The organism is Dyadobacter sp. CY312 (assembly GCF_021390535.1).
Classification (GTDB): Bacteria; Bacteroidota; Bacteroidia; order Cytophagales; family Spirosomataceae; genus Dyadobacter.
Map to the genome: position 1 here is coordinate 48914 of NZ_JAJUXG010000009.1, position 13131 is coordinate 62044.

At 44.5% G+C, this 13131-nt stretch carries 6 protein-coding genes; all 6 read right to left on the reverse strand.

All coding sequences use genetic code 11. From position 1 onward, the window contains the following. Window positions 1-182 precede the first annotated feature (182 nt). Window positions 183-1268 carry an exo-alpha-sialidase gene (locus tag LZG71_RS13335; RefSeq protein ID WP_233821120.1) on the reverse strand — a complete coding sequence of 362 codons (1086 nt, stop codon included), beginning with the start codon at window positions 1266-1268 and terminating at the stop codon, window positions 183-185. A gap of 43 nt (window positions 1269-1311) precedes the next feature. Further along, window positions 1312-2874, reverse strand: a complete 1563-nt coding sequence (locus LZG71_RS13340) for an MGH1-like glycoside hydrolase domain-containing protein (protein WP_233821121.1) — start codon at window positions 2872-2874, stop codon at window positions 1312-1314. After that, the gene (locus LZG71_RS13345; RefSeq protein ID WP_233821122.1) at window positions 2871-5963 is read right to left on the reverse strand and encodes a DUF6298 domain-containing protein; all 3093 of its coding nucleotides are present in this window, start codon (window positions 5961-5963) and stop codon (window positions 2871-2873) included. Before LZG71_RS13345 ends, LZG71_RS13340 begins: the two co-directional genes overlap by 4 nt. A 143-nt stretch (window positions 5964-6106) precedes the next feature. Continuing rightward, entirely contained in the window at window positions 6107-7801 is a 1695-nt protein-coding gene (locus LZG71_RS13350) for a polysaccharide lyase family 1 protein (protein ID WP_233821123.1), read from the reverse strand. A 25-nt stretch (window positions 7802-7826) separates the two neighbouring features. Next, entirely contained in the window at window positions 7827-9581 is a 1755-nt protein-coding gene (locus tag LZG71_RS13355) for a RagB/SusD family nutrient uptake outer membrane protein (protein ID WP_233821124.1), read from the reverse strand. 11 nt (window positions 9582-9592) lie between these two features. Continuing rightward, on the reverse strand, window positions 9593-12721 hold the full coding sequence (locus tag LZG71_RS13360; protein ID WP_233821125.1) for a SusC/RagA family TonB-linked outer membrane protein: 3129 nt from the start codon (window positions 12719-12721) through the stop codon (window positions 9593-9595). Window positions 12722-13131 lie beyond the last annotated feature (410 nt).

A 13131-nucleotide genomic window follows, 5' to 3' on the forward strand; every position in this document is an offset into this window, starting at 1 on the left:
CGGAATAACTTTCACGACAGTCACAGGCGACTCCTAAGGAGTCTAAAAAATACCCGTGAACCTATATTTGTTAGAAACAGGACGCCTCTCCGAGGCGGATTGCAGCATTACTAACAATTGATATCTATTTCAAACACGAAAATTCAATTGTTCCCGCTACTGATACCCGGCAATTTCTACCTTCATTTCGGCCACAACTCATTTGTTATGGGCTTTGACTTCAATTTGGCCGGATCGATTTTAACGTATTTGATCCTTTGTCTCCGCCAGGTATAAACCACATGGACCATCCCGTCAGCAGATTGAATAACGGACGGATAGGAATATTGACTTACCGGAGAATCCTCCAGAACCAATGCTGCATCCCAATTTTTACCATCCTTAGAAATGGCTATATTCAAAGGGGTTCTCGCACCCTTCTTTTCTTTTTCCGGCGTTTTAACATGATTATAAGCAAGCAGCTGCCGGCCGTCTTTTAAGGTCACAGCATCCGTTCCGGAGTTATTATTAGGCATATTCGTAAGCACCATGGCTGACCAGGTCTTTCCCTGATCGCCGGACCAGGACTCAGCAACGGACCTGTTGCGGCTGCGGCATAAGATCTGTAAATCGCCATTCGGGTAAATCAGGATGCTTGGCTGAATGGCGTTGATTGTTTTTCCATCGTTGATCGGCCCTACTTTTCGCCAGGTTTTTCCAAAATCACTTGTTACCTCAAAATGTACTTTCCAGCCATCCCCTTCTGTACTTGAAGGACACCAAAGTTCTCCATTTGCAAGCAGAAGCGGTTTATTCTTCACGGGCCCCAGAAAACCTTCTGGCAAAGCAGTGGGTTTGGACCAGGTTTTACCGTGATCCTTAGAACTTATGAGATACCCTTTCCACCCTGCCACATTTGGCCCGACTTTATAGAAAAGCAATAAATCTCCCTTTGGAACCTGATATAACACCGGGTTCCAGCAGGCATATCGAAGGGTATCATTTACAATTCCATTGGCCACTTCAACAGGAGGCGTCCAATGACCGTTGACTAAACGGCTGGTCCAGATGCCAACGTCAGGATTGCGTTCCTTTGTGCCGCCGAACCACGCAGAGATGAGCCCATCGGGTGTTTCAGCGATTGTAGCCGCGTGACTTTCGGGAAATGATGTTTTTTCAAAAATAAACTCATCTTTGATTATTCCATCCTTCCAGTTTTGTCCGTTAACAGACAACGTGGTAATCAAGAGTAATCCGCCGGCAAAAAATAACAGGTTTCGTTTTTTCATTTTTCAAAAAGTATAAATATCAGTTGCTGATGAAATATCAGTATTACTGCCTTAAGTTCTCAACCAAAATACGTTCAATCTTCCCTGACTCCCCCGCTTTTTTACCATTAATTAAAACCTGTAATCCTTTCCCCTTTTTATAATGCTCTCCATTTTTATCCCAGATGATCGTCAGGATTTTGCCGTGGTACAAAATGTTATCCAGGCAAAACCAGTCCCATTTCTCTTGCGGGATAAGCGGATTAATTTCAATAACATCGTCAGCTCTGGGACGTAAGCCAACCAAACCGGAAATGATCAGATCATTGAAAGTCGAATGATTGTAATACCGGCTTCTTTCCTGATCTCCTTTAAGCCAGTATCCCGTTGTTTCGTCCAGGTATTCGCCAATGTAAGGTCTGCCCCGGTAATATTGCGACTCTACATACAATTCCATGAGCCTGAAATAAGTAGTATCTGCCAGCGCTTTTTGCTTATCTCTGTTCATTCGGTTTGCCATTCCGGTTAACGTCTGCGAAGTTGCAAAAGGCCATACAGCGCCGTCCCACTCGCATTTGCAGCAGCCATGTGTGCGGAACTCAGGGTGCCGTCGCTCAGCAGTAGTAAGCCCGAAAGGAGCAAGAAAACCCTGGGGATCCGAGACTTGTTTCCAGGCTGCATCGTACTGCTCATCCGGCAAATTAAAATACCATGGAATGAATCCGATAGCCTCCCGAACACCGGCAAACGGCCCGGTTCCTCTTTTCTTCACCGTCTCAAAAAACTGGCTTTCCTTATTCCAGAGTTTGTTTTCTATCAGATTGCGCAATGTGTCTGCTTTGGAATGATAAAGAGAAGAAAGATTTGTATCACCTTTTAATGAAGCAATGGAGGAGATGGCGCTGGCGTTCCCAAACATATAACTGTTGATGGTCGGCCTGGCATTTTGCTCTCTACGTCCGCCACTGAGCGATTCCTCCATGCCATCTTTCACATCACTCTGCCAGAACAATCCGCTTTCTGTCCGGCGATCCTTTTCCCATGCCTTGTATTCAGATTCAAGATCCGGCAGCATATCGACTAAGAATGCTTTGTCAGAATTTACCTTATAACGGTTCAGGAGCGCGTCGGCCGTCCAGCTGCTGAATGTCAGCATTTTTTTCATTCTTCCGCCTTCATTACCACGGTACCATGTATGTACATAGTCATTCAGATAACGCTGGTTGTGCAGCCAGCGCCCTTCATAAATATGGTGACCCAGCGCACAGCTTATCATGTTGTATTTGTCGGCATAATTACGGTCCACCAAAAACTCAGTGAAGATGAACCCTTGCGGTGTCTGGTGAATATGTTTTCTGAATGTCCACCAGCGGTAATAATATATTTCCTGAAAGTTATCCTGCGGGCAATCAAAAAGAGGAATATTTGCTTTCATCCAATCCCACGATTGCGCATTTGAGATCGTACTAACCTTGTTTTCGTCTTCCATGCGGTTAAAATGCTCTACATGGTGACGGTAATTTTCAGCTTTCAAAACAGCAGGGCTCGTATGATGCCTGCTGCAGGCGCCCAGGAAAATTACCAAAAGTCCCAGCAGGTAAAACCGTATTTTCTTTTTCTGAATCATCGCTTTGATACCCATAAGAGGATGGGAAACCCGTTTGTCGATTTAATTTGCAGCACCTTTCCGCCTTTGACGTTTTCTGCCTTGCCAATGAATTTTCCGGTTACACTGCTAATTCTCCGGAGCTGAAAACTTCCGGTATAACCTGACAAGTCCAGCAAAAAAGTTTCAGCAGGCAGCAGATAGGCTATCGTCCCTTTTCCGGGATCCGACAGTTCGTATTTGCCTGCACCTGTTTCCAAAGGTTTCATCGCCGAAGCACTGATCAGGAATGCCGGATCCTCCACTTTTGGGATGGCGCTGATTGATCCGCCAGCCATAAAAACTGCCCAGGCATTGCTATCGGAGCCATTGGCGGAATACAAAACAGGTTTATCAGGATATTTACGGCGGTATTCCAGAACAGCCTGATAGATTGCTTCAAAGGAAATTTTACCCGTTTTTTGAATCCTTGCATGTTGTCTTGGTGCAAGGTTTTTTCCTCCTTCAGGAGCATAATACATGCCATCTTCTTTTTTATTCCAATAACGAATATCAATGATGTCCACTATTTTTGAATAGGCAGGATCCGACAAAACAGCGTCCTGCACATCTTTGGTTGTACTTAGTGCTACCAGTGCATTTCTTCTCTTCTCTTTTTCCCACTCTGCAATAACATCCAGCCAGAATTTGACAAAATGGAGCGGTCCGGTGTATTCTGCGCTGATAAACTGAATCACACTGCTATTGTCAGTAAAGTTGTCCAGGCACTTCCGGATATAGGCTTTATGAAGTTCCCTGCGGACCGGATGGCTGATGTCGTAAAACTGGTCAGCCATAAAAATGCGTTTATCACCTGCATAAGGTGGTGGTTCCGGAAAACCGGTATCATTGATATTGTTGGCCGGGCGCCATGGAAAATCTGCGTAATGTGCGCCAGCTTCCAGAATGTTATGCTGAAAATAATTCTCATGATAAAGCACCAATCCTTTCCGGTCGGCCAGGTCGGCAAACTGATGCAGCCGGTTCCAATACCAGGTGTTGTATTTGGTCAGATCATATTTACTTAGGTCGTCCCATGCCTTTCCCTGTCCGCTTCTGGCAAAAGGCTGCTCGTAAAAAGGAGGCCATACCTCCCCATCTATTCTTCTTATCCGCTCATGATCATCTCTTCTTCTGTCATACCAAAGGCCGTAGTTATGATCAAGCACAGTTATGTTTTTTGCTAAAAGAGAATCGGTCATTTCATCGGGGCTGTCAGTTAAACCGCTTCCGTACCGTCCCGGAACAAAACGGGTAATGTGCGGCTTAGAAACATTTACATCATGTGGCCTGATACTCCCCCTCCACCAGGACACTTCCTGACGATTACCGGTCAGAACCTTATCTCCGCTTACAAGCCGGCCATTTTTTATTTTCAGCGGTACCGCTTCCTTTGCCGAAACCGGTTGCTTAACCCCAATGTCATCGATGGTTTTAATACCGGAATTATTTATAGGAATAGGTTTTCTTTTAATAACCTCATCAATCCAGTCTGTTAACTGAAGCGCAGGCTCTAACGATCCGGCCGACAATTTCGCGGCTTGTTCCATTGTCGGACTGCTGGATGCTTCTGTACCATTTGGTAAAAGAAATGCGCGGTCTAAAACTTCTTTCCCTAGCCTTTCCGAAAGCTGCGCGTAATAGAGGCTTCGGGGCTGAATATGTTCATTTACGTTTTCCCAATATCCGTCACCTGCAAATTGCGACCAGATGCCAAATGCATAATTGGTGGCCGTTGGCGGACTGTAATTGTCGACTCTTGAAGCCGAACATTGCCAGAGTACACTGTTGGCGGCTGTCCAGCCAGCACCCTGCCCATCCTGCCCGCGGTTTTTGAGGCTTAAAGCATTGCCGTCAATATTAACGACATCAAACAGCACGCCGGATGCCCAGCTGTCAATTGCACCACTGAAACTAAACGGCAGATGCGACTCACATTGCACGAAAGCGTTGGGACCAGCGGCACAATAGCCCACGGAAAAATCATGGTAACCGTTCTCGGCATAACATCTTTGGAAAAGTGTTTGCTGCCCCTGCGTAAAAAAAGTATATCGTCGCTGCCCTGCTATTTCTGACACCGGGTTCAACGATTTACAATCCTCAACAGTAATTTTTGACGCCGATTCATAAACCGCAACAGCTGAACCAGCCAGATTCTGAAAATTCACCTGACGAACCCACGCATTCTCAACATGCTCGAAGGTGATGCCCATCCAACGGTGATCCTCATCTTTTGGGTTCGATTGATCGTAGTCCGATGCGATCGTCAGATTCTCAATGCCAGCCTGACCTATCCGGCCCGGCCATTGATAGACAGAAACAGTACCTCCTCCATATTGCTGGTCGATTGCAGTGGTTACCGGCGCATCTATAGTAATTTGAGTTCCTGAGACTGATGTAATGATTCTGTCCCAAACAATATCACGCTGCCTCGGTTTCCAACCTAACCAGCCAGTCTCCCCCCCAAATTCTTCCATCTTTAAAACCTGGATCCATTCTTTTGTGGAAGGTCGGGTGATGCGGATTTTATCTCCCTTTTTTAAGGATGCCGTACTTTCCAGTTGCAGAGCCGTTGCATTCACTGGAACATACGGATCTGTAATTTTGATTTCCTTTTCGGTTTTAGCGTCATTTTTGCCAAAAAACCTGACAACCGTCTCCCTGGTTTTTCCAGCTGCCCGCAAGATAGTTCCATCTTTTCCCTGGCCGCTTCCTCTTAGTATTACACCCGAATTTTTGATTAACAAACTTCCCTGAATGGTATGTATCCCTTTTTCCAAAAGCACTGCACCACGAAAATTATCAGGACCCAGTGGCAGGCCTGCCACATAATCCAGCGCAGACTGTATCCGTAAAGTAGCGTCACCGGATTTTAACGGAACCACCACTTTAACCGGAACATCAGGAAGTGCCACATTGCCTCCCATATATCCGCTATGGGAAAAATCGACGATTCTGTTTCCCAGAGAATCAGGAACGTAAACCAGCCCCCCCCCTTTTTCCGGGGAAACCGGTGAGAGTGGCCTCACCTTTTTTTGCGCGATAACCGGAACCGTAACAAGTAAACACAACCCGCAAATAAGTAAGGTTGCGTTTAAAATGTTAGCTGGTGAAATGTAATTTATTTTTCTCAACGGTATTAACTGTGACTTTAATAATCGATCATTTTTATACCCATCGGATTGTTTTCCCACCGTCGGATGGATAACAAAAACTACTTCCTTACGGATTCTCCCTTGGACGATGCCAGCGTATCAAAGTTATTTTTTGGATTTGTCCAGTCCGTTTTCTTTTTAGGATCGATACCATTGATGAACTTTTCGATGTTTGAATAGCCATCACCATTCATATCCTTCTGCGCATCAGCCGGATCTTTCGGATTTAAAGCATATTTAATCTCCCAATCATCCGGCATGCCGTCATTGTCGGAGTCCTTATAAGGTGTTCCTTTGTATTCCGGATACCCTCCTACCTGCGAAACATCCGTGATGATTCCATTTTTGTATGAATCAATAGGTAAGCGACGATGCTCAAACTGAGTAGTTGGTAATTTTACATTTTCAATCGGATTGATCTTTCCTGTACGCACCTGTGTGGTTACCCGTGCGTCCACTGCGTCGCGTTTTGGAAGCGTTGCCCCGGCGTTATCCAGTACATAACTAAACGATTCTTTTGCAGTCATAATCGGAAATTCTGGCATAGGTAGCGGCTTATTCCATTTCATGTGCTCGGTATATTCACCAGTGTTTGACAGCTCTTCAACCTGAACACCCCCATCCCAGTTATTTTTGGTCACACTCTGATAACCTTCCATGATATTTCCATTTACATACGCACGACCGTAAACATGATGATCCAGTTTGCTTCTGCCAGATTCCGGTTTCAGGATACGATGACCAATAGGAGCATCCTTTGGAGTTTGTGGTCCTGGTTTGAAATAATTGTTGATAATGTTGTACATCGCGCGGTAATCACCGCCGTCTATTGAGCGGTGAACCCAGTTGAATACGACGTTATTGGCGAAGTTAAAAACGCCAAACCAACCAATGGAAGGATTTCTACCAGCATTATTTGCCCATAGATTACGCATAAATGTACAGTTCTCTCCGCCCAGCGTACTTCCAAAAGAGTGGTTCCAGGTATCGAGTGTTTCAGAAAAAATTGAGTTTTGGATGGTAATGTTCACGGTTGGCAGCTTCTGTTCGGCAATACCGGTACTATCGTTATACATGTGACGATACATGGACATATTTTCATCCAATCCCCAACTCGCAGAAACGTGATCGATCATGATATTCCCGATCGGGTTTCCACCAATAGAATCATCACGACGGCCCACAAATGTTTCACCTCTACGGAAACGCATATGCCTGATCACTACGTCATGTGTATTAATCCAGACTGTTTCTCCGGCCACGCAAACTCCATCTCCCGGAGCGGTCTGTCCGGCGATAGTAATGTAAGGCGCACGGATAATTAATGGCGTTTTGATTCTGATAATGCCTGCAACGTTAAAAACGACAATCCGTGCACCACCTTTTTCACAAGCATCACGTAGGGTTCCCGGGCCGCTGTCGGCCAGACTTGTTACCACATAAACCTTTCCACCCCGACCACCAAAACTGAAAGCGCCACCGCCCTGCGCACCTGGAAAAGCAGGAATTTCAGATTGCGGAAGATCAACCGGGCGCGCTGCCCATGGAATGTACGGCTTGCCATTTTTTGCTTCCTGTTGAATAACAGGCCACGCTTTTTGCCAGGCTATATCCGATCTTTTGTTTGCCTCTGCCAGCAGTGAATCACTCGTTTTCTGTGCAGCAGCGGGTATCTTGGGATATTGCGCTACGACTTTCTCCCCTATTAAAACCAGAATAAATAACGAAAACAAAGAATAACGTTTAGTGCTCATAGTGAAATTTTGATTGGTATTTACTTTATTTTAATGGGTCAAAAGTACCGGAAGGCCAACCCAGGTTTTGTTCCAGCCTGGGATTATTGGCTAATGCTGTGGAAGGAATTGCAAAGAAATAATACTCCGGCAGCCACTTAATCGCATATTTGGTGTCCAGTGATTTTGGTACAATTTCAAAATAGTTTCTGTAAGCTGAATCCAGGCTCATGCCATCACGCTTCGATGCAAAATCAGCGGCAGAGATAGCGGAGGTTTTCAGGTTGATCGTAACCCCCGTTCTTCTTTTATCATTTAAAACAGATTCAAACAATTTCCAGCGTCGCAGATCCCAGAAACGTTTACCTTCAAATGCGAGCTCAATTTGTCTTTCATGAAGGATCGCTTCAAACATTTCTGCTCTGGTCATATTCGCTTTTAAGCCGTAAAGTCCATCAGCACCCGCTTCGATCCCGGCACGTTGGCGAATCTCAGAAAGCTGATTATATGCCTCATCCAGCTTATTAATTCCGCAGGCTGCTTCAGCAAAATTGAGCATTACCTCGGCATAACGCATTTCAATCCAGTCGGTTCCGCTGTTGGCTACGGCACCGCTTGCCAGATTCGGATCAATGGCTTTACGGACATAAAAGCCGGTTGTCGTGGCTTTCTGTTCAACCGTTTTATTGTCGACCATGTAAGTCCATAAACGGTAATTGGTATTTCCATTGATATGCCAGGTGGCACCGTTATAAGCAATGGTATTATTAAATCTCGGATCCCGGTTTTTGTAAAACAACTGGGAATCGTAACCGGAACTTTTCTCTGTAATATTCTTTCCGCTTTTCATAGGAAAGGCTTGCGCTATTTCCCAAGTTGGCTGGTTTGAACCACTTCCAGTTCCCAGATAAGACGGGCGGGTGTTATTATCCCAACCTTGATTTTTATTGATCTGGTCTCCAACTTTGTTGTTATAGCAAGTCACCCAAACTGCTTCAGAATTATTGGCCTCGGTAAACCATAAATCTCTAAAACTCTGATGTAGTTTAAATCCGTTTGCTGAAAGCAGTTCGATTGCTTTTTTATTTGCTTCATAAGCCAGTTTCCATCGCTCGGGTAAGTCGCTGGGATTAAACTGCGGACTGGCCCAGTGCAGCAAAACTCTACCTTTAAAGCCTGCTGCCGCTCCGCTTGTTATCCTTCCCCAGTCATTACTGTTCGACCATTTTCCAGGCAGGTTTGCAATACTGTAATCCAGATCTTTTACAATTTGGCCAATACTCTCAGAGGTACTGCTGCGTGGGATTGCTGCTTCTTCCTTTGCTTGCTCCCCCACTCCCGCTAGCGGCTCCAACACAAGCGGAACACCTCCGTAAAGTTGTACAAGATCAAAATAACGATAGGCTCTGAAAAAAGTCACCTGAGCCTGCAGCTCCTTTTTATATCCTTCGCTTAAAATGCTTTGCGGCATTTTTGCTAAAAACTGATTGATGGAGCGAATCTTTCCGTAGTTGTTGGTTGCATTTACAGTGGTACCGAAGTCCGTAACCGTATTAACCTGCACAGTCCCCTCAAAAAATTTCGTCTCACCGGAAATCTCATCCGTACATTTCAGAAAATCGCCGGTTGGCCACACAGGAAGGTTCTGATCATAAACATAGTCCACATAACCTCTTGCCAGCAGCGAATCATTAAAAACCTGCTCTTCGTTAAAAGCCGAAAGGTCTGTTTTGTCAAGTACTTTCTCGCATCCGCAAAGGACAAAAGCACTGAGTATGGTAATGATATATTTTGTTCTCATGATGGTCGAATTTAAAGTGTTAGGTTTAGTCCAAGTGACCAGGTTCTCATCACCGGATATACATTGTAGGAACCGGCGGCATCTTTATAATCATAAGGATTATAGAAATTAACAGGGTTCATGGCTACTCCGATAATTTTAAGAGAAGTAACCCCTAAACGTTTGGTTACATTCTGACCTAATGTGTAGGAAAGGTTCAGGCTGCGCATCCGGAACGAAAAAGAGTTTCTGAACCAGAAAGAAGATGTTACTGAATAAGTATCTTCATAATAAGGATCAGGATAAGCAGCCGAAGTATTTTCAGGTGTGTAATGATCAGTCCAAAAAATAGGGCGCGATATATCCTTGGCCGCTCTTTTTCTCGCATCCGATTCTATGACTGCCTGCCCGCCAAAGGAACCGGCAGTAACCATATCAAGCTTAAAGCCTTTATATCCGATCCCGAAAGACAGACCGAAAGTGTAATGATTGTTTTCCTTATTGGTTAACCAGTCCAAATCGTCTTCGGTAATTTTCCCATCCGGCGCTGCGTAAGTTCCATCGGTTTGTCTTGGTCCGCGAATATCTTTATAGTAAAGCATTCCGGGTTTCGGAGCCTGCCCGAAAATTGTATAACCTGTATTTTTTTCTAAAAACTGTTCGACCTCCTGCTCGGACCTGAACATACCAAGATAATGATATCCCTGTACACCCCGGTCACCTGACTTTCCGGTGGGATCCAGCCAGGTGCCTGCATTGGTTGATGCTACATCGACTAAAACATTTTTGTTGTCATTCCAGGCCAGGAATGCATTCACGTTATAGTTGATGTCCTTGCCGATTTTGTCATTCCAACCGGTTGAAAATTCCAGGCCGAAAGAGTTCACTGTCTCGTAGTTTTCAGAGGGCATTACCGAACCGATCGTTAGGGGCACAGATGAAGAAAGTGTTGTCAGCAGGTTATAACCATGATCATGATAAGCATCAATGGTTGTAGACAGTCTATTATTCAGAAATGAAGCGTCCAGACCTATGTTCTTCTTGGTAACATCATCCCAGCGGCCAAAGTAGTTAGGCAATTTTTCTAGTTTAATTCCAACGGTCCGGTCGCTGTTTCCTCCAAAAACGGCACCATTTGAAGCTTGTGGCGTATATCGCTGCATCCATTGCCAGCTTGCCGTTCTGTCACCTCCCAGAAATCCTATGGAAGCCCGTAGTTTCATGAAGTTAACGAAGGCAACTTTTTCTTTAAACAACTTTTCTTCTGAAAGGACCCAGCCTGCCGAAAGCTGTGGGAAAGTACCCCAGCGGTAATCCGGCGCAAACTTTGTAGATGCATCCCGGCGAAAGGAAACTTCAAGCAAATATTTATCTGCGTAACTGTAATTCAATCTTCCGACGTAAGACAAAACACCACTTTCGTTAGCAAGGTTTGGCCCAATATCTTTAGCACCCAACGCGGACATCAGATAGTCATTTCCGCCTTCGAAAATACCTTCTTTCATCGTAGCAATACTTTCAGTATAAATTTCCGACTGCTCCACCAAAGCTAACGCGCTGACAGAATGACGGCCAAAGTCCCTGGCATAACTCAGGTTAACATTCACCTGATAACCGTCTGTATACCCCGGGTTGAACCTCAAGCGGTCGCCGTTGTTTAGTCGCGTTGCCGGGTTGGGTGTCCCGCCGTAAATATGCTTGTTATCCCCGAGCATCGAAAATCCGTAGGTCTTATAATAAGTACCAAACTGTTTACCCCAGTCATTACCAAGGTTTTTATTGTAAACCGTCCTGATTTTAAAGCCGGGAATAAAAGGAACGTTATATTCCAGATAAGCATTGATATTGAGCACCGTATTTCGCGCTCTTGTATAATTATCAAGCTTCTGTGCTTCAAAGAAGTGAAAACCCGTCGATCCCGTACCCCCAGGGAGCAAAACAGGCAATTCGTTCACATAAGGCGGGATAAACTGCGGAGTGTTTAGCAGGTTGGTTACATCTTTTTCAACATTTTCGCCTCCCTGTTTCAGATAAAAAAGCTTATTGTCGGACAGATTACCGCTTACACCCAACCCGATTTTGATACTGTTGGTCACTTTCACATCTGCACTTGCCCTGAAATTCCACTTTTTATAGTTGATGTTATCAACATTCCCGTTCTGATAAAAATAAGTTGCACCGGCGAAAAATGTTGCTCTTTCCGTCCCTCCACTGATATTCAAAGCATGGCGTGTATTCAACGAAGGTTTCCAGGCCATGTCAAACCAGTTGTAATTGTTGTTTTTAAAATGCTCCAGTTCATCCGGTGAGTAATATTCCGGATCTGCCTGCGCCAGGCCCTTTGTTTTATTATAATCATTGAGGTAAGTAGCGAGCTGAACGCCATTCATCACCTTCGGCTTATAGGATGCATCCGATACACCGAACGTGGTGGTGTAATTAACCTGAGGTTTTCCCGACTTTCCCCGCTTTGTACGTACTACGACAACACCGAGAGCCGCCCGGGCACCGTAAACAGCTGCGGCTCCGTCTTTAAGTATGGAAAGATTTTCTATTTCCGAAGCATCCAGCATTTGAAAGTCTGCTTCCGACCTAATTACGTCGTCGATGATAAACAGTGGTGAATTGCTTCCGCCGTCCTTTGAAGCTTTTGTAGGATTACGTATCACGATAGACGCGGCAGTACCCGGCCGGGCTGTTCCCCCACTAACCGATACTCCTGGTAACTTACCCACAAGCGCTGATGAAATATCACCAACCGGCAGTTCATCGATCTGATTCATTTTGACCGTTGCAACAGCGCCCGTCAAATGGGATCTTTTTTGTTCTCCATAACCGATTACAACCACATCATCCAATGCCTTGACATCAGGCAGCATATTGATTTCCAGAAATGTGCGGTTGCCAGGTTCGATGGTTTGGTTTATGAATCCGACATAACTAACCACAAGCGAGCCTCCGTCTGTGGGTATATCAATCGAAAACTTTCCTTCTGCATCACTAACGGTACCCGTGCGTGCGCCTTTTACAAGAATAGATACGCCCGGCAGTTTATCTTTTGTAACACCATCTCTTACTTCACCCTTCAGTTGACGGGTTTGTGCAATCCCACTCAGCGATAAGCTAAGAAAGAAAAAAATAAGTAAACCATTTTTCATCATCTGATTAGTCGATTAAAATATAACGAAACCAATATTTACTGCGATTTTCATTAGTAAACAGGGTTAAAACCCTTGGTCAAGTCTATTTAGCCTCATGGTACTAAACAAATATTTATTTGATTTTTTTTACGCACACGTTGCCGGGAACGTTTGCATAATACTTTCGAAAATTTTCCTTTAGCAAGAAAGTGTATAAAAGACACAATAATCCGTAAGTAAAAAGTATATCCAGGCAGAATTAAAAGAAAGAAAAATTGCACTATTAAAATATTTAAACATCGATTTGTTTCGGATTTATTCATATTTCTATTGATAATAATAAATTTTCGAAAACATTACATATTAATCCCAGATCACACAATAGAAAATGATACAGGCTGATTTTGGGTTTTTGCATGTTCGATTACCAT